This is a genomic window from Pristimantibacillus sp. Z349TD_6 (genome assembly GCF_056173205.1).
Genome location: NZ_CM149662.1, coordinates 195,001 through 215,385, shown reverse-complemented (window position 1 = coordinate 215,385; position 20,385 = coordinate 195,001). Strand labels below are relative to the sequence as shown.

Genomic DNA, 20,385 nt, shown 5'->3' with positions numbered 1-20,385 from the left:
TTGACGGAACAAGTACTCGTCTTTGCCGGATCATTCGACAAAGCTTATTTGATCATCTATATTATACATGGAATTTACGATATTTCAAAAATCAATCATCACTAATTTTCGACAATTAAATGTCGCAAGCTGCTTAAAGCCAACTTCTTTGAGCAAATCGTACGCTTGATCCAAATATTGGCCCAATCTTTCAGGCTGGTGAGCATCCGAACCAACCGTCAGCGGAATGCCTAGTTCCAGTGCATATTCCAGCATTCTTCGGCTCGGAAACATCTCTGATGCAGGTGTGCGAAGGCCCGATGCGTTGAGCTCAATCGCAAGTCCATGCTTCTTGACTGCCTCTAGTGCAGCGTTCTCCAAATGGGTAACATTTTCCTCCGGCTGAAAGCCAAAACGCTTGATGACATCAATATGTCCAATGTAGTCATAGAATCCGCTTGCGGCTGCTTTGCCCACGGCTGCATAGTACTGTTCATATACAGCCATACGATTGCGGCCTTCCCAGCCTCCCGTTTGCCGGAAATCGGTAATGTCCCACTCCTCAAGAAAATGAACAGAACCAATTACATAGTCCCAAGGGTACGCGTTCACGATCGCAGCGATCTGCTCCTCGCAGCCCTCAATATAATCGCCTTCAAGTCCAACACGTATGTCGATTTGTCCCTTATACTTTTCCTTAAGCGCAAGACACTCCTCCACATAACGCGGAAGCTCATCCATCGGCATAGCCATTTCCGGATAATAAGTTGCAGGGTCAACATGGAGCAGTGGCATATGATCAGAAAGGCCGAGCTGCACGAGTCCGATCTCTATGCCCTTCTTTACATATTCCTCTAGCTCTCCGACGGCATGACCACAACGAGCATGATGCGTATGGTAATCGATAAACATGTGCGTACCGGCCTTTCTGCTGTCATTTATCATTCAGCTTCCATTATCTCATTTTATTTGTTGTTGGCTTGCCGTGACGATTGTTAATTTCGCTGATTACATCATCTAGCGGCAATCCGCGTTCACGAAGCAATACCATCAGGTGAAAAATAAGATCGCCAACCTCGCTGCGAAGCTCGTCGTTGTCTTTATTTTTCGCTGCTATAATAACCTCGGATGCTTCTTCGCCAACTTTTTTCAAAATCTTATCTACACCTTTATCGAACAGGTATGAGGTGTAAGAGCCCTCTGGACGCTCTGCGTAACGCTCGGCAATCACGCTCTCCAGCTGTCCAAGCGTAGCGAAGCGGTCTGCAGCGGATTGTGCAGCCTCTGAGGAAGCATCTGTGTTCCCTGCTACTTCAACCGAATTAAAGAAACAGCTATAGCGCCCTGTGTGGCAAGCTGGACCTTTTTGCTCCACCTTAACGAGCAATGTATCACCGTCGCAATCATATGCCAAAGAGACAATGCGCTGTGTATTGCCGCTTGTCGCTCCTTTGTTCCAAAGCTCATTACGCGAGCGGCTCCAATACCAAGTCACACCGGATTCAACGGATAGCTGAAGTGATTCCTTATTCATATAAGCCATCATAAGCACTTCTTTGCTTTGCACATCTTGTACAATAGCTGGAACTAGTCCCGCATCGTCCCATTTAATTTTTGAGATAAGTTCATTATGATTGTTTTCCGTCATCGTACCTCTACTCCCTTCAAGCGCAAGTCGTCCTTCACTTCACGAATCGTCATCTCTTTATAGTGAAAAATCGTTGCAGCTAGAGCTGCATCCGCATGTGCTATTTGGAATACATCGTTAAAATGCTCGACTCTACCCGCTCCGCCCGAAGCAATGACGGGAATGCCAAGCGAATCTGACACGGCCTGCGTAAGCTTGATGTCGAAGCCATCTTTGGTGCCGTCGGCATCCATGCTGGTCAGCAAAATTTCACCCGCGCCTAGCTTCTCCACTTCACGTGCCCAATCGAGCGCCTTAATGCCAGTCGTTTTGCGTCCGCCGTGCGTGTAAACTTCCCATTCGCCCCACTCAGCATTAAACTTCGCGTCAATCGCCACCACGATGCACTGTGATCCGAACTTGCGTGATCCCTCTTGAATGAGTGCCTTGTTTAAAACTGCAGCTGTATTTATGCCGATTTTGTCCGCGCCGGCGCGCAGCAGCCGCTTCATATCATCGACATGAGAAATGCCGCCGCCTACCGTAAACGGAATCGTAATTTCCCCAGCGGTCCGCTTGACGACTTCAATCATCGTCGCACGCCCTTCAACGGAAGCCGATATATCTAGAAATACAAGCTCATCTGCGCCCTCTTGGTCATAAGTGGCCGCCAGCTCGACTGGGTCTCCCGCATCGCGCAGGTTCACAAAATTAACACCCTTCACAACGCGGCCATCCTTCACGTCAAGACAAGGAATGATACGTTTCGCCAGCATATTGCACTCTCCTTTATGCCCGTAGTCGAGCTTAATTATCTATTCGGTAACACTTGGTATTACTTAGGATTACTTGGAATCACTTTGATAAAACTGCTTGGATTAAGGAAGAAGCATACTTACCAAGCAGCGAGTCTTAAACGATTTAATTGCTTAAGTAAGTAACCTGCTTGAATATCTATTGAAGCTTGTTATGCTTCTTTAATTTTTAGTTAGTGCAAGAAAGTTGCCCAGCAGCTGCATGCCAAGCTCTCCGCTTTTTTCGGGGTGAAATTGCATGCCATATACGTTTCCGCGACCAACAATTGCTGTTACCTGCTGATAATAGTCTGTTGTTGCGAGCAGGTCGGAACTTACCTCCGGCCTTGCATGGAACGAGTGTACGAAATAAACATGCCCTTCAGTCAAACCGTTAAATAGAGGCGACTGCTCTTGAAGGAAATTCAACTTGTTCCAGCCCATATGCGGTATCTTGTAATCCCCTGTGAAACGGCTAACTTTGCCTGGAAGAAGATTCAATCCCTCATTCGTTCCATATTCGTCACTTTCGGTGAAGAGAAGCTGCATGCCAAGGCAAATGCCGAGCAGCGGCTTACCAGAAGCTGCATACGCTTTGGTCACTTCATCCATCTTCGTTTCCCGCAGGTTTTGCATGGCATCGCCAAACGCGCCAACGCCAGGAAGAATCGCTCCGTCTGAAGCTGCAATCGTCGCGGGATCGTCTGTGATAACTGTCTCGTATCCAAGACGCTCAACCGCTTTGCTTACGCTGTGGAGGTTGCCCATCCCATAATCAATAATCGCGATCATCCTAGAGCACTCCTTTCGTTGAAGGCACTCCTTGTACGCGAGGATCAATGCTCGTTGCTTCATCAAGCGCTCGTCCAAGCGCTTTGAACACCGCTTCAATCATGTGGTGCGTGTTTTTGCCGTAATGTACGATGACGTGAAGCGTGATGCGTGACTCAAGTGCAAGCTTCCACAAAAACTCATGAACAAGCTCTGTCGAGAAGCTGCCTACTTGTGTGGATGGGTATTCGGCACGATATTCAAAGTGTGGGCGGTTGCTCACATCAATAATAACCTGAGCCAGCGCCTCATCCATTGGTACAAATACACTAGCGTAACGCTTAATGCCGCGTTTATCGCCCAGCGCTTCACGAAGCGTTTGACCGATGCAAATTCCGATATCCTCTACCGTATGGTGATCATCGATGTCGATGTCGCCGCGTGCTTCTAATTCCAGATTAAACTGGCCGTGCTTAATAAATAGATCCAGCATATGGTTAAAGAAAGGGACATCTGTATCAATCTTTGCTTCACCTGTTCCATCTACTGCAAAAGTAAGCTTAATATCCGTTTCATTCGTCTTGCGTGCCACCGATGCTTCACGTACGCGATTTTCCGACACTTTCATTCCTTCTTCCTATATGATTATGTTTGTTTTCATCATCTCAAATGCCCTGCCGCATAAGGGAATTCCAGCAGATGCCGCTAAAGAGCATAAGAGTTATTACCTAGGTAATAACTCTCCTATACTTAATTGTTTGCCTAACAAATTTATCTATTTACGTTAAAATGTTTACCCGCGTTCCTTCTCAAGACGAACCTCGATTGCACGAGCGTGCCCTTCAAGACCTTCGTGACGAGCCAGCGTCATGATTTTATCGCCATTAGCCATCAACGCTTCTTTACTATAGTAAATTAAGCTCGATTTCTTCAAGAAATCATCAACGTTAACTGGCGATGAGAACCGTGCTGTGCCGTTTGTCGGAATGATGTGGTTTGGCCCAGCAAAATAATCCCCGACCGGCTCCGAGCTGTAAGGCCCAAGGAAAATAGCGCCTGCGTTCTGAATGTAGCCCAGCAAACGCATCGGGTCAACCGTCAGCACCTCTAAGTGTTCAGGTGCGATCTGATTAATAACGTCGATACCCGCTTCAAGCGAGTCGACCAGCAGTACAGCGCCATAGTTGTCGATGGAGCTGCGTGCAATGTCTTGGCGCGGCAGAGTGGACAGCTGACGCTCCACCTCCGCTGCTACAGCTTCCGCAAGCTGCTGCGATGGCGTTACAAGGATCGCCGATGACATCTCATCGTGCTCCGCCTGAGACAGCAGATCCGCGGCTACATACGCGGGATCGGCTGAATCGTCAGCAAGCACGACGATTTCACTTGGCCCGGCGATACTGTCGATATCGACGGCACCGAATACGGCGCGCTTCGCAAGCGCCACATAAATATTGCCCGGTCCGCATATTTTATCGACCGGAGCAATCGTGGCCGTGCCGTACGCAAGCGCGGCTATGGCCTGTGCGCCGCCGACCCGGTACATCTCCTTGACGCCCGATTCCGCGGCGGCAACGAGAATATACGGGTCGATGCCTTCCGTGCCGCCAGTTGCCGGCGGCGTCACCATAACAATTTCCGGCACGCCAGCTACCTGTGCCGGTATAACATTCATCAGCACGGACGACGGATAAGCCGCCTTGCCTCCGGGCACATATACGCCGACCCGCTTGAGCGGTCGCATAATTTGCCCGAGCAGCGTTCCGTCCTGCTGCAAATCCATCCACGAGGTACGCATTTGCTTCTCGTGGAATACCCGAATGTTCACGGCTGCTTCGCGAATAGCCGTGAGAAAGTCGGCGTCAACATGCTCATACGCCGCCTGTATTTCCTCCTGCGTCACACGCAGCGACGCAGCGTCCAGCTTAACGCGGTCATGCTGCTCCGTGTACCTCAGCAGCGCCGCATCCCCCTCAGACTTTACGTCTGCGACGATCTTCAAAGCAGACTCATTTTGCTCAGGTGTCCCATACTCCACCTCACGCTTCAAACCAAATTGCTCCGCTCGCATAATACGCATATCATCCACTCCTTCCAATACTCACAAGGCTATCTATCCGTTCAGTCCAGCATGTAATTCACTTGTCATGCCTCGTCTATACATGAAATGCCGCAAGCCCTGCACTGCGTTTGTTCCGCTTCGGTGACAATCGCCATGCATTTTCCGCTCTTTCTGGACTCGCTTTATCCGCTCATGCTCTCTTCTTACTCACCTAACTCTGATCTCTCTTCTTACTTACCTATTTCTGATCTCTCTTCTACCCCCGCTTAGCCAACGCTTCCTGCAAGCGATCACACAGTCCTTGAATCGCTTCATTCTTCATCCGGTAGCTTACTCGATTCGCGATCAAGCGGCTCGTAATACCAAAGATCGATTCCATCTCCACAAGCCCATTCTCACGAAGAGTTTGGCCGGTTTCCACCATATCAACGATACGGTCAGCTAACCCGATCATTGGCGCAAGCTCGATGGAGCCGTTCAGCTTAATAACCTCTACCTGCTGCCCGAGCTCACGGAAATACGCCGAAGCCACATTCGGGTACTTGGTCGCTACACGCGGATTCATAGTCGGCTTCCAATCCGGCATGCCAATAACAGACATCCGGCATTTGGCAATGCCAAGATCTAGCAGCTCGTAAACATCTTTATTTTCCTCCATGAGCACGTCTTTGCCTACGATCCCGATGTCCGCTACGCCGTATTCCACATAAGTCGGTACGTCAACAGGCTTCGCCATAATGAACTCCATCCCTACCTCTGGAAGCTCAATGATCAGCTTGCGCGTATCATCAAAGTCGCTAGGAATCGGAAGCCCCGCTTCACGGAACAGCTTGGAAGCTACCTTATAAATGCGGCCCTTCGGCATCGCCACTTTCAATATATCTTTTGTCGCTCCGCTCATGTGGCGCTGCCTCCTTTAATTCCGCTTCCGTCAAATGTCAGCAATGCTGTGTAGGCTACGCCTTTATAAGTAAACGATTGCTGCTGTGCCTTATTTTTAATCTCATCAAGAAGTACGCTATTCGCATCTACCCGCTCTGTTACAACGCTCGCACCCTGCCCGCGCAGTTCCTGTGCTTTAACAAGCGCTTCATTGCGTCCAGTTGTATCATAGATAACCAGTGTGCGTTCCGTTTCACTCTCAGCGCCATCGCCAAGCAGCTCCAGAATACGCGTCGTCTTGAGTGCAAATCCCGTTGCAGGAGCCGGTCTGCCGAACTGGGCCAGCAGGTTGTCATAACGGCCTCCACTTACAACCGGGAAGCCTAGATCAGCTGCATAACCCTCGAAAGTCATCCCTGTGTAATAAGAGAAGTCACCAATCATCGTCAGATCGATAAGCACATGCTCACAAACCCCGTACGCCTTCAGCACATCCCATATTTCGCACAAATGTTGAATGGACGCCCGTGCTTTATCGTCCACATTAAGCTGCAGCGCTTGATCACAAATCTCTTGCCCGCCGCGTAGACGCAAAACACCTTCCAGCTCTTGCTGAACGGATTCATCCACGGATAATCCACGAAGCTGCTCGCGGTAACCTACAAAATCACGGCCTAACAAGCAGCTCTTCAACTGCTCCTGCGCTTCTGCACGACCTGGCAAGGATTGCTCCAGCAAGCCGTTTAGGAACCCAACATGCCCTATAGCGATCTTGAATCGTTCTACTCCGGCAGCTTTAAGCGACGCGATTGCAAGAGCAACAACCTCTGCATCCGCTTCTGCTGAAGAATCACCAACTAGCTCTACGCCCGTTTGGAAAAATTCTGCCTCGCGGCCCGCCTCTTCCTCTATCGCCCGAAACACATTAGAGTGATACGACAGACGCTGTGGAAAATCCGCTTGCTTCAATAAGGATGACACCACACGAGCGATTGGCGACGTCATATCAGAGCGCAGCACCAGCGTTGTTCCACGATTGTTAAGCAGCTTGAATAACTTCTGATCGGATGTAGAGCTGGCTACACCTACTGTATCGTAATATTCCATAGTTGGAGTTATAATTTGTTCGTAGCCCCAGCCCTGCATGCAGGCAAGAACCTGACGTTCAATATGACGCAGCTTAGCCACTGCACTTGGCAAATAATCTTTAACGCCTATCGGCTTCTCAAATACTTTTGGTTTAGACATCCAATATCACCTTCGTTTACTTTAGTGGTTTAAAGCGATACCATGTTACCATGCTAACAAATTAAAGAGTTTAGTCGTAATATTAGCATGAAAAGCTTATTTTCGTCAAGTTGAAATCGATCCGTTTTACGTCAAAAAAGAAAGCCTCGACCGGCTGCGAGACGAACTCGCACGGACGAAGCTTTCCATAGCCCATTAGTTTAAAATGTTGCGCACATTCTCATCAAATTCGCTTGGCACGACCATTTCGCTTCGTCTAATTTCCCGCATCGGATTGCCTCCTACAAATGCATAAGCAGGCACATCCTTATGGACAACTGATCCAGCAGCTACAATGGCATGATCGCCGATTGTTACACCTGGCAATATCGTCGTATTTGCTCCTATCATAACATGAGAGCCTATCACGACGTCGCCGAGACGATACTCCTTGATCAAATATTCATGAGTTAGAATGGTTGTATTATATCCGATAATTGTATTATTGCCTACCGTTATACGCTCGGGAAAAAAGACATCGACCATCACCATAAGTGCAAAAGCGGTATGTTCTCCGACCTTCATGCCGAGCAAACGGCGGTAAATCCAATTTTTTAACGGAAGAATCGGACAATAGCGCGCTAGCTGGATGCAAATGAAATTACGAACCGATTTGAATCGGCTGACCGTTGAATATACTTGCCACAGCGCGTTTGGCCCTTCCACCGGATATCGTTCAACTTTACGCAAATGTTTCCCGCTCCATTCCGACAAAGGAATAGAGATCGCGCATGTCGTGAATGACATGATGGGCTCCGGCATCCTTAAGGATTTGCTCGCCTTTTAGCGACCAAGCGACACCAACTGCTATCGCACCTGCCGCAATCGCCGACTCGATATCCACTGTGCTGTCTCCAACCATAATGGTCGTTGCCGGATCTGCGCCGAGCAGTCCGATTGCTTTGCTCACTGGTTCTGGATGCGGCTTAGCATGAACAACATCATCAATCGTTACAATGGTATCCACGAAGTCGAACAGCCCAACGTATTTCAAGCCGCGTTCCGTTGTCAGACGCATTTTTGTCGTAACGACGCCAATTTGGATACCTTGCTTATGCATTCGCTCAATAACTTCTATGACGTAATCGAATGGTTTTACATATTCATCATGCAAACGCAGATTCACTTCGCGATACGCTGCCACAAGATGTGTTACTTCATCCAATCCCGAGAATAGCTTCATTTGATCCGTAAGCGGCTGTCCCATGCTTGGAATAATATGCTCTCTTCCGAATCCTTCTGGTGCTACGCCTTGTAAAGACTCTATGAACGAGCGAATGATAAGCTCATTGGTGTCGATAATCGTGCCGTCCAAATCGAACAGCATCGTTTTGATATTGCCCGTCATCGATAAACCTCCCTAAATTGCATTTAACGCTTGCCAATCTCATCATCTTTTTTAGAACCTGCAGGTTGGTCTTTGCCCTTTTTCTCATCCGATCCCACATTACGCTCTGGCTTGCTAGTCGTAATTGGATCAAGGTAATGAGCGGATGCAAGTCCCGTTTTACGTCGCACGATAATAAGTACAACCGCACCAACGATTAAAAGCAGCGCCAGTACTTGTGAAATCCTTATGTTGCCGTACGCAGGATCTAAGTAGCCTTGTTTGAACAATACCTCCATTGGAGTCCAGAGGCCATTAATAAACGATGCCAGCCACGATGGTCCTCTAAATGCAAGACTGTCCGTACGAAGCGCTTCAATAAAGAAACGGCCGATTGAATACCAGATAAAGTAGCTGGCCATCAGCTCGCCTGCGCGCAAAAACTTCTGGCGGCGAAGGATGAACAATATCGCAATACCGACCAAGCTCCATACGGATTCATACAAGAAAGCCGGGTGACGGTACTCACCTTGAATAAGCATTTGATCCACGATAAACGATGGTAAATGAAGTGTATTGCGAAGGAAAGACTCGCTAACCACGCCGCCATACGCCTCTTGGTTCATGAAATTTCCCCAACGGCCAATCATTTGACCTGCAAGAAGTCCAGGTACACAAATGTCTACCAAACGCCAGAAGTTATAACCTTTATAGCGGAAATAGAAGAACCCGCAAATAAAAGCTCCGATTATCGCACCATATATCGCGATACCGCCATTCCATATTTTGAACACATCTACAAAGTTGCCTTTATAATCTTCCCATTTGAACGCTACATAATAAATTCGCGCTCCAATAATGGCGGAAGGGACGCCGAGCAGCAGCAAATCCATGAAAAAATCCGGCTTAATGCCGAATCGTTTTCCTTCCTGCACTGCGAGAAGCAGCCCCACTAATGCCGCCGTTCCCAAAATAATGCCATACCAATGCACTTCAATAGAGCCTAATGTGAAGGCAATTGGGTTTAATATCAATGTCTTCATTTAGTTATATCCCCTTTAGGTTCAATCGTATTCGTCCATATCGTCAGCGATCGTTTCCGTAAGCTTATTCGTAAACTGCAGCGCCGCATTGTAACCCATTCGTTTCAAGCGGAAATTCATTGCTGCCACCTCGATGATGACCGCTAAGTTACGACCGGGTCTTACTGGCACAGTTACGAGCGGAATGTCCGTCTCGATAATACGGGTCGTTTCTTCATCCAATCCAAGGCGATCATACTGCTTGTCCTGCTGCCAGTTTTCCAGCTTAATGACAAGACCGATACGCTTCTGCGTCCGAACTGCCCCTGCGCCAAAAAGTGTCATGACATTAATAATACCCAGCCCTCTAATCTCGAGCAGGTGACGAATAAGCTCTGGAGCACTGCCGTGCAGCTGCGCATCGGAGGTTTGCATAATTTCTACTGCATCATCAGCAACAAGCCGGTGTCCGCGTTTGACAAGCTCTAGCGCCGTCTCGCTTTTACCGATGCCGCTTCCTCCAGTAATAAGCATTCCAACGCCGTATACGTCAACAAGAACGCCATGAATCGTTGCTGTCGGAGCTAGCTTTCTCTCCAAAAAGTCCGTAATTCTGCTGGACAAAATGGTTGTAGCCACATTGCTTCTGAGCAGCGGAATTTGTTTCTCATTACATTGATCTACAAGCTCTTGAGGCGCTTCCAGCCCTCTTGTCAAAATAATGCATGGTGTATCCTCGTTGCATAAACGAACCATACGATCCTTGCGCTCTTCACCGTCCAGCATATTTAGGAACGAGATTTCCGTTCTTCCAAGCAGCTGTACGCGCTCACTTGGATGGTAGTGGAAATATCCAGCCATTTCGAGTCCAGGCCGATACAAATCATCTACTGTAATGGCACGCTTCATTCCATCCTCGCCCGCAATAATCTCAAGCTGAAATTGTTTAACGAGCTCAGATACTTTCACTTTTTTCGGCATCGTAGGGCCTCCCTCATATGACAACTGCTATTGTGTATATGTATGATATTTTCCAATGTCTTCATCGTAAAGGAAAAAGGCGCTGAACGCAACGTTTCCTCCGCTGCTCAGCGCCTTCGACTTATTTAATCGGTATACTTATCGGTTTTAATACATAACCAGGGTACTGCTCAATACTGAATGTTAACGGCTGCTTGTAATCTGCTGCTGGAATTCGATAAACATAGGTCACTTTATCTTCATTCGAATTCCACTGCACCCCGCGGCTATCTGAAATAGGGTAGGATGCACCAGCACCGTCTTTGAAGGTGCCGCCGTGCGGAAATAATGTATACCCCGGCTTCTTATCGATTTCATCCTGATTTAGCAAATCAAACTTCACTTCATACTCACCATTTAGCAGCTCTTTGCTTGCTAATAGAAGCCTATTATGCGGTGATGATAAAGTTTCTATTTTATCCGTATCCACCGTGATGCTTAAGTTGTTTTCCGACATATACAAGCCGTCCGCAATTAAAGTTAACTTTTTGGGCTTAACGAAATAGCTGCTCTTAAAGTGACGGGTAATTGATGTATTAGAATCGCCAAACGCAGAATTCGACTCATATCGCCTGCCTTTCTCATCGACAAGCGCTATATTTATAAAACCATTTGCGTGTTTGTCATTAGTTGCATCTGCTTCGATTGTCACAGCTATTTGAAGGGGTGTGATAACAGCATTTTTCACCGTAAAGCGTTGTCCGCCGGCCTCAACCTTCTGCTCGATCGAGATTTCTTCGCGCATTCCCTCGAATCTTTTATGCTCAATCGGAAAATCAACCATTAGCCACTGACCGCCAAGCAATAAGCTGAATTGCAGGCTTTCCGGCATTTTAGAACCTTCGCCCATTAGTATATCTAAATATTGATGGACAGGAACGCTTGAACCCTCGGCATCGTCATTCGGATAATGCGATGAACCAATGGAAGCGACCAAATCCTTACCATCACTCGTTTTTAATTTATAATCCAGAAATCCTGTATTGCCGTTAATTCCTGGTCCCTCTACCGTATACAGAATAGCCATACGCTGATCATCGGCTATAATACCATCAACCGTAAAGATATAGCCGTTTTTCTCGTCCGAGAGCTTTATAGGCTGTATGAAATCATTTTCCATTGCTGTAATCAAGGACTTATCTCCCTGAATCAACTCAACAAACCCGCTGAAACCCGGAATTTCCTTCACAATAGAAGCAAACACAGGAGATACGCGAACGAACGCGGTTAGAAGCAGGATTACACTTAGCCCTGCAGCAATCATGCTCACACTCCATCTTTTTCTGTTTCTACGTATGGATCGCTTCCGCCCCTGCTCTATCCCACTTCGTATTGCTGCATCCAGCGCCAGCTCCGGCATCACAACAAGCTCCTGATTCACATGGTCTATGTCACTTCGCAGCGCCTGATTGGCTTGCCTGAACGGCGTCTCCTTGGCCTCGCTCATTTCGTATCTCCTCCTTCATATATGCCATATCTGCTCTTAGTCCTTTTAATGCTTTGTTCAGCCACGTTCTAATGGTCCCATCAGGCTTCTCCAATAGCACGGCAATTTCAGTAATCGTCATATCTCGATAATATTTAAGTGTTATTACCATACGATAGTTAACCGGAAGCAGTTGAATCTGCGCAGCCATATCAAGACGTGCTGCTGTCTCATCGTACTCAACTGTCTTTTCCCTCAAATCATATTGCTCGGCTATCGAATCCGTAGGACGCTCCCTCGTTTGCTTCTTCTTAGCATCCATACACACACGGATCAAAATACGAATGGCCCACGTTGTAAAAAATTTCGGCTCCCTTAAAGTGTGCTTTTTCGTCCATATCCGGCAAACCGTTTCTTGTATAGCCTCCAATGCGTCCGACTCATTTCGCATATATGAATAAGCAATCCCATACATTTGATGCTTATCTAGATCAATACGCTGCAGCAGCGCCGTTTCATCGCCCCGTATAGCCGCTTCAGCCCACTCATCCTTATTCATGCCTCTTCCCTCCTGCCCAGGCTGCCTCTCATTTCTTATACATTATTATTTTTGTTTTGTATTAGACAGCCGAAGCATGGAAACGGTTTTGTTTGACTCTATTTATTTAATCGCAACAGCCATTTCGACAAAAACGCCCTCTAGTTTAAAATAAAAAAAAGAACGATCGGATAATCCGACCGTTCTTCTTCCATACTATTTATTAAGCTTCGAAAATGTTAAGTTCTGTCGTTTTGTCGAACAAGTGTACTTTGTTCATGTCAAGCGCAAGCTTAACAGTTGTGCCATCACGTAGACCAGAGCGGCCGTCAACACGAGCGATAACTGTGTCAGTGCCGATACCGTTCAGGTACAAGTACATCTCGTGACCAAGGTTCTCAGCAACCTCAACATTTGCGTTCACGATTGTTTGTGGGGATGCTTCCAAGAATACTGGCTCTTCGTGAAGATCCTCTGGACGAATGCCAAGAATCACTTCTTTGCCGATGTAACCTTTCGAGCGAAGCGATGCTGCTTTGCCTTCAGGAACTACTACATCAACGCCGCTTGCTTTGAAGCGAAGCGCGCCGCCTTGCTCTGTAAGCGAACCGCTGATAAAGTTCATCGATGGAGCGCCGATAAAGCCAGCTACGAAGATGTTAACCGGGTGGTTATACAGTTCTTCTGGTGAAGCTGTTTGTTGAATGAAACCGTCTTTCATAACAACGATACGGTCACCCATTGTCATTGCCTCGATTTGGTCATGCGTTACATAGATAGTTGTTGTTTCAAGACGTTTTGTAAGCTTGCTGATTTCAGCGCGCATTTGTCCACGAAGTTTCGCGTCCAAGTTGGAAAGCGGCTCATCCATCAAGAATACTTGTGGCTCACGAACGATTGCGCGTCCTAGAGCGACACGTTGACGTTGACCACCGGAAAGTGCTTTTGGTTTACGGTCAAGCAAATGCTCGATATCTAGAATTTTAGCAGCTTCACGAACGCGTTTGTCGATGTCTGCTTTTTTGAATTTACGAAGTTTAAGGCCGAAAGCCATGTTTTGGTAAACGTTCATGTGCGGGTACAACGCGTAGGATTGGAATACCATCGCGATGTCGCGGTCTTTAGGAGCAACATCGTTCACAAGGCGGTCGCCGATGAACAATTTGCCTTCGGAAATTTCTTCAAGGCCTGCAATCATACGAAGAGTTGTCGATTTACCGCAACCAGATGGTCCGACCAATACGAGAAACTCTTTGTCTTTAATATCTAAGTTAACGTCAGTAACCGATGCTTTGTCAGTACCCGGGTATTTTTTGTAAATGCCTTCTAAACGTACGCCTGCCATGATAATTTTCCCCCTAGAAAGAAATTTCGTTATGCCTATATCTTATCCCACTATGGAGCTTGTGACTATGCACATACTTTACAAAAAAACTAATTTCTTTTCGTAACTTTGTACAATAGTAATATAATTTTGACTAGTACGGCATCCCTAAATTGACGAACATCTAAACCAGTCTCTTGTTTAAGCTTGTCCAAACGATATAATAATGTATTTCTATGAATGTATAATTTCTTCGCTGTCTCACTAACATTGCAATCAAGCGTAAAAAAAGTTTCCAATGTACTCAGCATTTCTGATTCAACGAATAGATCCGCTCTTTTTAACGACTGTTCCAAATATCTCGCACGATGAACCTCCGGAATTGCATTCAACAAACGTTCCAACTGAAGCATCCACGGCAAATAAATATTCGTTCCTACATGGAATTTTCGGCCGAGATTAATCGTCTCCCGCAGCAGCATTGTCGTCTCAATCATACCTTTTGCTGGTGATGAAGGATGAGCGACTGCGATGTGGCATTCACCAATCCACTCACTGGCAAGCATCTCATGCAATCCAAGCCCAATCGAAGCTAGACTATCCTCAATCGTCTCTTCCTCCTGCTCATCGAAAGCATCGGAATCCTCATCTCTCAGCAAGGACATCGAACCCCATATGAGCCATTCCTGGCTCTTGAGCGGAATAAGCAAGACATCGTCGGACATAAATGAACGCAGAAGTTTTTCTAATTCAGAATAGGTTGCATGCTTCGTGCCAGACTGCTCTGTAACGAGTAAGAAAGGTATCATTTCATTAAATAAACGACTGCCAACGGTTAAATGATCAGGTAAGGAATATGCGGGCTCATCCGATTCCAACTGCTTCTGAATCCAATCACCAAGCTTAAGCGCTTGCCTCTCTGATTCAGAGAGCGCCGCATTTTTTTTCTCCATTAAATGTCCGCGATTAAGCTGCAATGTCCAGCTTATCAGTTCCTTCTCTGTTGCCTGAAGCGATGGACAATCGATTTCTAATAAATCCACTTCATATTCCGCAGATGAAATGACAATCCACGTTTTTTCGTCTTTTTCTACGCGTTGGCCCTCTATAGGAGAAGATCCTATATGATCGCCTAACCACACCACATCAGCATTGCTAATTAAATCGTTCCACTCCGCTATAGATTTCGAAACAGCATGTACCGGACAGTTCAAAATGTGCTTCAGCGGCTTCAACCAGTCTGTCGTGCTCATTTCTCTATCTCCAATCTCCACAAGCATTTGCGGCTGCGTGCTTCCTCCTATGGGAGGACACCTATTGCGATTAGCAGCTCCATATAAGCGGATTAATAAGTAAAAAAAGTTTATTCGCACCTTTATGTGGAATAACGCTTTTTCCCGTCATTGTACCACAAGAGCTTGCTTAATTCAGCCTATTACCAGTAAAAGAATGATTGACAAGAGCGCGAATAACGCAGCAATTAAATATAGAAACGAAACCGTTTGAACTTGACTCAGTCCCCATTTCATCAAAAGATGATGCGTATGCAGCTTGTCCGCATGATGCAAGCCTTTACCGCTTATAAGCCTGCGCAGCATGACATAAGCCGTGTCAAATATAGGCAATCCAAGCGCCAGTAATGGAACTAGCAAGGTAATGAATGTCGCTTTCTTAAACGCTCCATCAACAGCAATTACAGCAAGCGTAAAGCCTAGGAAGGTCGCTCCTGCATCACCCATAAAAATTCTAGCTGGATAGAAATTATGAACCAAAAAACCAAAGCATGCTCCGGCTACAATAATGGCAAGAATAGCGGTGCTTGGCTGTCCTTTGACGAGCGCCACCGTCAATAGCGTAAGTGCTGAAAGCGTACATACCCCTGAAGCCAGCCCATCTACGCCATCAATAAAGTTGATCATATTGATTAGCGCGAAAACCCATAGCATCGTTGTCAGCCACGACACCCAATCGGGAAATGAAATAAACAAATGTGTAAACGGATTGGTAATACCCGCAATTTTGATGTGAAATAAGCTTGGGATTGACGCAGCTCCCATATAGAGAATGACACGCGGCCATATCGGAAAGTCTTTCCCTTTTGCCTTTGACGCATCATCAAGAAGTCCAATAATTACGAGCACTGTTCCACCCGTAACTATGGTCCAAGTGAGCGGAGTGAATCCGATATAAATAAACATCGTAACGATGCAGCCAACAAAAATAGCCGCGCCACCCATGAGAGGGATCGGCTTGTTATGTATTTTTCTTTGATTAGGACGATCGACAAAACCAAGTCGCAGCGCAAATACACGAAGCGGTGGTACGCTTGCAAATACGATCGCGAAGCTAATTAAAACCGCTAATCCGTATACCATTGCAACTACCCCTTTTTCTATTTCATTCCTATATGTATACATTGTTCCCTTATATCGATAAAATACAAGAAACAAATCAAACCTGTTTGACCAAATAACATCTGCCATGGTACTATCTATTCAAAGTTTACTTATCGGATTAATGTAATTTTATTTCATACTATTTATTTGAAAAAGAGGAGTGCACCCATGTCCAAGATTGTAATTATTTCAGGCAGTCCAAATGCATCATCTCGTTTAAACGGCATAACACAGTACGTAGAGCAGCAATTGATAACAAAAAGTCTTTCGGTTAATACGATAACCGTGGTTTCTTTGCCAGCCGAAGATCTAATTCACGCTCGTTTTGGCAGCCCTGCTATTATAGAAGCCAATCAGCTTGTTGAGAATGCGGATGCTGTTATTATTGCAAGCCCAGTTTACAAAGCATCTTATACTGGCGTTCTAAAAACGTTTCTAGATCTGCTGCCGCAAAAAGGACTTGATGGTAAAATCATTGCTCCTCTGTTTATCGGCGGCACCATCGCTCATCTACTCTCTATTGACTATTCCCTCAAGCCGGTACTCGCATCCATGGGTGCGAAATTATATGTAAGCGGAGTGTACGCCGTTGATTCCCAAATCGAGCGTTCACAAGAGCCAAATGAAGCTCCAGTATTTGAATTAAATGAAGAACTTAAACTTCGACTAAACGAAACCGTAAACGAGCTTGCTTATGAATTGAATCTACGGAGTAAAAACTAAGATTCATTCATTATTCTGGTTTTAACTATACAAAAAAAAGAGTTTGCCCATCATTAAGATGAGCAAACTCTTTTTCACTTCAATTATAATCAAACAAAAAAACCGTAGATCCTAAGATCTACGGTTGTATAGGTGTGTTTAGAAAAAATGGTGAGCCATGTAGGATTCGAACCTACGACACCCTGATTAAAAGTCAGGTGCTCTACCAACTGAGCTAATGGCTCTTGCTGTAAAAGAAATGGTGGAGGATGATGGATTCGAACCACCGAACTCAGAGAGAGCAGATTTACAGTCTGCCGTGTTTAGCCACTTCACTAATCCTCCATACTATTACTTATTTCTCGTCGTAACGAAAAATAAAGTGGTGGCTCGGGACGGAATCGAACCGCCGACACGAGGATTTTCAGTCCTCTGCTCTACCGACTGAGCTACCGAGCCTTACTTTAAAGAAAAATGGCGGAGCTGACGGGATTCGAACCCGCGGTCTCCTGCGTGACAGGCAGGCATGTTGGGCCACTACACCACAGCTCCAAGTGGATCCGGTCATAAAACCGAATAAGTACATATGGTGGAGGATGACGGGATCGAACCGCCGACCCTCTGCTTGTAAGGCAGATGCTCTCCCAGCTGAGCTAATCCTCCAAATGTTACGATAAAAAAGGTAATGGTAGCGGCGAAGGGGATCGAACCCCCGACCTCACGGGTATGAACCGTACGCTCTAGCCAGCTGAGCTACACCGCCACGCTTGTCCCCCGAATAGTTGTCGATTGCAGCGTTCGGGGACGCTTGCAAAGTCAGAACATTACGCCCTGAAAACTGGATACGAAAGATTAGGCTTGCTGAAGCCTTTTTAGCTGCTGTCTACTGGATGTATGGGTCACAGTAAACGTGTTTAGGATAAGCCCTCGACCGATTAGTATTCGTCAGCTACACACATTGCTGTGCTTCCACCCCGAACCTATCAACCTCGTCGTCTTCAAGGGGTCTTACATACTGGGAAATCTCATCTTGAGGGGGGCTTCACGCTTAGATGCTTTCAGCGCTTATCCCGTCCGTACTTGGCTACCCAGCGGTGCTCCTGGCGGAACAACTGGTACACCAGCGGTACGTCCATCCCGGTCCTCTCGTACTAAGGACAGCTCCTCTCAAATTTCCTGCGCCCGCGACAGATAGGGACCGAACTGTCTCACGACGTTCTGAACCCAGCTCGCGTACCGCTTTAATGGGCGAACAGCCCAACCCTTGGGACCTACTTCAGCCCCAGGATGCGATGAGCCGACATCGAGGTGCCAAACCTCCCCGTCGATGTGGACTCTTGGGGGAGATAAGCCTGTTATCCCCAGGGTAGCTTTTATCCGTTGAGCGATGGCCCTTCCATTCGGTACCACCGGATCACTAAGCCCTACTTTCGTACCTGCTCGACTTGTAGGTCTCGCAGTCAAGCTCCCTTATGCCTTTGCACTCTTCGAATGATTTCCAACCATTCTGAGGGAACCTTTGGGCGCCTCCGTTACATTTTAGGAGGCGACCGCCCCAGTCAAACTGTCCACCTGACACGGTCCCCGAACCGGTTTCACGGTTCTAGGTTAGAACTCCGATACGATCAGGGTGGTATCCCAACGTTGCCTCCACACAAGCTGGCGCTCATGCTTCAAAGGCTCCCACCTATCCTGTACAGATCGTACCAAAGTTCAATATCAAGTTACAGTAAAGCTCCATGGGGTCTTTCCGTCTTGTCGCGGGTAACCTGCATCTTCACAGGTATTAAAATTTCACCGGATCTCTCGTTGAGACAGCGCCCAAGTCGTTACGCCATTCGTGCGGGTCAGAATTTACCTGACAAGGAATTTCGCTACCTTAGGACCGTTATAGTTACGGCCGCCGTTTACTGGGGCTTCGGTTCACAGCTTCGGGTTACCCCTAACCGCTCCCCTTAACCTTCCAGCACCGGGCAGGCGTCAGCCCGTATACTTCGCCTTACGGCTTCGCACAGACCTGTGTTTTTGCTAAACAGTCGCTTGGGCCTTTTCACTGCGGCCCCCTCGGGCTATTCACCCTACCGAGGCACCCCTTCTCCCGAAGTTACGGGGTCATTTTGCCGAGTTCCTTAACGAGAGTTCTTCCGCGCGCCTTAGCATGCTCTGCTCGCCTACCTGTGTCGGTTTGCGGTACGGGCACCTAGATCTCACTAGAGGCTTTTCTTGACAGCCGGAGTACATGACCTTCGCTACTGCAATTTTCGCTCCCCATCACAGCCCAGCCTTCATGATCGACGGATTTGCCTATCGATCAGCCTCACTGCTTGGACGGACTATTCCATCAGTCCGCGTCACTGCCCTTCTGTGTCACCCCATTGCTCAAACGATCTTCGGTGGTACAGGAATTTCAACCTGTTGTCCATCCACTACGCCTTTCGGCCTCGCGTTAGGTCCCGACTTACCCTGAGAGGACGAGCCTTCCTCAGGAACCCTTAGGCTTTCGGCGGACAAGATTCTCACTTGTCTTTTCGTTACTCATACCGGCATTCTCACTTGAATACAGTCCACCAGTCCTCACGGTCCAACTTCAATCCGTATTCAACGCTCCCCTACCCAAGTACCATACGGTACATGTCATAGCTTCGGTGGTGTGTTTAGCCCCGTTACATTTTCGGCGCAGAGTCACTCGACCAGTGAGCTATTACGCACTCTTTAAATGATGGCTGCTTCTAAGCCAACATCCTGGTTGTCTTTGCAACTCCACATCCTTTCCCACTTAACACACACTTGGGGACCTTAGCTGATGATCTGGGCTGTTTCCCTCTTGACAATGGATCTTAGCACTCACTGTCTGACTCCCGAGTAGCACGTCTATGGCATTCGGAGTTTGACTGGACTTGGTAACCCTTGGCGGGCCCCGCACCCAATCAGTGCTCTACCTCCACGACGCTCATTCCTCGAGGCTAGCCCTAAAGCTATTTCGGGGAGAACCAGCTATCTCCGAGTTCGATTGGAATTTCTCCGCTACCCCCACCTCATCCCCGCATTTTTCAACATGCGTGGGTTCGGGCCTCCAGTGCGTGTTACCGCACCTTCACCCTGGACAGGGGTAGATCACACGGTTTCGGGTCTACGACCACGTACTTATTCGCCCTATTCAGACTCGCTTTCGCTACGGCTCCGTCTTCCCGACTTAACCTTGCACGTGATCGTAACTCGCCGGTTCAT

General features: G+C 47.3%; 18 protein-coding genes, 6 tRNA genes and 1 rRNA gene (1 of these 25 only partly in view). 1 reads left to right on the top strand and 24 read right to left on the bottom strand.

Going from position 1 to position 20,385, the window contains the following annotated elements:
* Positions 1–84: 84 nt before the first annotated feature.
* The 17 genes from hisJ to AC0VYE_RS00985 form a co-directional block, all read right to left on the bottom strand.
* A complete protein-coding gene (gene hisJ / locus AC0VYE_RS01065; protein WP_475445482.1) occupies positions 85–891 on the bottom strand; it encodes a histidinol-phosphatase HisJ in 807 nt (268 codons plus the stop codon).
* Positions 892–934: 43 nt separating this feature from the next.
* Positions 935–1,627, bottom strand: a complete 693-nt coding sequence (gene hisIE, locus AC0VYE_RS01060) for a bifunctional phosphoribosyl-AMP cyclohydrolase/phosphoribosyl-ATP diphosphatase HisIE (RefSeq protein ID WP_076270753.1) — start codon at positions 1,625–1,627, stop codon at positions 935–937.
* The gene (hisF, locus tag AC0VYE_RS01055; protein WP_475445479.1) at positions 1,624–2,382 is read right to left on the bottom strand and encodes an imidazole glycerol phosphate synthase subunit HisF; all 759 of its coding nucleotides are present in this window, start codon (positions 2,380–2,382) and stop codon (positions 1,624–1,626) included. The genes hisIE and hisF overlap by 4 nt, the downstream gene beginning before the upstream one ends.
* 201 nt (positions 2,383–2,583) lie before the next feature.
* Positions 2,584–3,192: an imidazole glycerol phosphate synthase subunit HisH gene (hisH, locus tag AC0VYE_RS01050; RefSeq protein WP_475445477.1), complete on the bottom strand. Its 609-nt coding sequence runs from the start codon at positions 3,190–3,192 to the stop codon at positions 2,584–2,586.
* 1 nt (position 3,193) lies between these two features.
* Positions 3,194–3,799 carry an imidazoleglycerol-phosphate dehydratase HisB gene (gene hisB, locus AC0VYE_RS01045; protein WP_076270756.1) on the bottom strand — a complete coding sequence of 202 codons (606 nt, stop codon included), beginning with the start codon at positions 3,797–3,799 and terminating at the stop codon, positions 3,194–3,196.
* A 165-nt stretch (positions 3,800–3,964) separates the two neighbouring features.
* Positions 3,965–5,251: a histidinol dehydrogenase gene (gene hisD, locus AC0VYE_RS01040; protein WP_076270757.1), complete on the bottom strand. Its 1,287-nt coding sequence runs from the start codon at positions 5,249–5,251 to the stop codon at positions 3,965–3,967.
* Between the two features lie 238 nt (positions 5,252–5,489).
* Positions 5,490–6,134, bottom strand: coding sequence for an ATP phosphoribosyltransferase (gene hisG / locus AC0VYE_RS01035; RefSeq protein WP_076270758.1), 645 nt, complete (start codon positions 6,132–6,134; stop codon positions 5,490–5,492).
* Complete coding sequence (locus AC0VYE_RS01030) at positions 6,131–7,363, bottom strand: ATP phosphoribosyltransferase regulatory subunit (RefSeq protein ID WP_475445474.1); 1,233 nt, start codon at positions 7,361–7,363, stop codon at positions 6,131–6,133. Before AC0VYE_RS01030 ends, hisG begins: the two co-directional genes overlap by 4 nt.
* 195 nt (positions 7,364–7,558) lie before the next feature.
* Complete coding sequence (locus tag AC0VYE_RS01025) at positions 7,559–8,092, bottom strand: acyltransferase (protein ID WP_179089910.1); 534 nt, start codon at positions 8,090–8,092, stop codon at positions 7,559–7,561.
* Positions 8,085–8,750 (bottom strand): pyrophosphatase PpaX, encoded by a 666-nt coding sequence (ppaX, locus tag AC0VYE_RS01020; RefSeq protein ID WP_076270761.1) that lies wholly within the window; start codon positions 8,748–8,750, stop codon positions 8,085–8,087. Before ppaX ends, AC0VYE_RS01025 begins: the two co-directional genes overlap by 8 nt.
* Before the next feature lie 23 nt (positions 8,751–8,773).
* The gene (lgt, locus tag AC0VYE_RS01015; protein WP_475445471.1) at positions 8,774–9,772 is read right to left on the bottom strand and encodes a prolipoprotein diacylglyceryl transferase; all 999 of its coding nucleotides are present in this window, start codon (positions 9,770–9,772) and stop codon (positions 8,774–8,776) included.
* A 21-nt stretch (positions 9,773–9,793) separates the two neighbouring features.
* Positions 9,794–10,732 carry an HPr(Ser) kinase/phosphatase gene (gene hprK, locus AC0VYE_RS01010; RefSeq protein WP_076270762.1) on the bottom strand — a complete coding sequence of 313 codons (939 nt, stop codon included), beginning with the start codon at positions 10,730–10,732 and terminating at the stop codon, positions 9,794–9,796.
* Between the two features lie 121 nt (positions 10,733–10,853).
* Positions 10,854–12,218: a DUF4179 domain-containing protein gene (locus AC0VYE_RS01005; RefSeq protein ID WP_475445469.1), complete on the bottom strand. Its 1,365-nt coding sequence runs from the start codon at positions 12,216–12,218 to the stop codon at positions 10,854–10,856.
* Positions 12,163–12,756, bottom strand: a complete 594-nt coding sequence (locus AC0VYE_RS01000) for a sigma-70 family RNA polymerase sigma factor (protein ID WP_475445467.1) — start codon at positions 12,754–12,756, stop codon at positions 12,163–12,165. The genes AC0VYE_RS01005 and AC0VYE_RS01000 overlap by 56 nt, the downstream gene beginning before the upstream one ends.
* Positions 12,757–12,958: 202 nt before the next feature.
* On the bottom strand, positions 12,959–14,080 hold the full coding sequence (locus AC0VYE_RS00995) for an ABC transporter ATP-binding protein (RefSeq protein WP_076270765.1): 1,122 nt from the start codon (positions 14,078–14,080) through the stop codon (positions 12,959–12,961).
* Positions 14,081–14,169: 89 nt separating this feature from the next.
* A complete protein-coding gene (locus tag AC0VYE_RS00990; RefSeq protein ID WP_076270774.1) occupies positions 14,170–15,312 on the bottom strand; it encodes a PucR family transcriptional regulator in 1,143 nt (380 codons plus the stop codon).
* A 174-nt stretch (positions 15,313–15,486) separates the two neighbouring features.
* Positions 15,487–16,434: a glycosyltransferase family 4 protein gene (locus tag AC0VYE_RS00985; protein ID WP_475445464.1), complete on the bottom strand. Its 948-nt coding sequence runs from the start codon at positions 16,432–16,434 to the stop codon at positions 15,487–15,489.
* Between the two features lie 189 nt (positions 16,435–16,623).
* Between AC0VYE_RS00985 and ssuE the strand changes: the two genes are divergently transcribed.
* Positions 16,624–17,178 carry an NADPH-dependent FMN reductase gene (gene ssuE, locus AC0VYE_RS00980; protein ID WP_076270767.1) on the top strand — a complete coding sequence of 185 codons (555 nt, stop codon included), beginning with the start codon at positions 16,624–16,626 and terminating at the stop codon, positions 17,176–17,178.
* A gap of 148 nt (positions 17,179–17,326) precedes the next feature.
* On the opposite strand, the gene AC0VYE_RS00975 is transcribed toward ssuE, so the two are convergent.
* The 7 genes from AC0VYE_RS00975 to AC0VYE_RS00945 form a co-directional block, all read right to left on the bottom strand.
* A tRNA-Lys gene (locus AC0VYE_RS00975) sits at positions 17,327–17,402 on the bottom strand.
* Between the two features lie 15 nt (positions 17,403–17,417).
* Positions 17,418–17,502, bottom strand: a tRNA-Tyr gene (locus AC0VYE_RS00970).
* Positions 17,503–17,540: 38 nt separating this feature from the next.
* Positions 17,541–17,616 (bottom strand) — tRNA-Phe (locus AC0VYE_RS00965).
* A gap of 16 nt (positions 17,617–17,632) precedes the next feature.
* Positions 17,633–17,709, bottom strand: a tRNA-Asp gene (locus AC0VYE_RS00960).
* A 35-nt stretch (positions 17,710–17,744) separates the two neighbouring features.
* Positions 17,745–17,820, bottom strand: a tRNA-Val gene (locus AC0VYE_RS00955).
* A gap of 23 nt (positions 17,821–17,843) precedes the next feature.
* Positions 17,844–17,920: transfer RNA gene (locus AC0VYE_RS00950), tRNA-Met, on the bottom strand.
* A gap of 152 nt (positions 17,921–18,072) precedes the next feature.
* Positions 18,073–20,385: ribosomal RNA gene (locus AC0VYE_RS00945) — 23S ribosomal RNA — on the bottom strand (it continues 620 nt past the right edge of the window).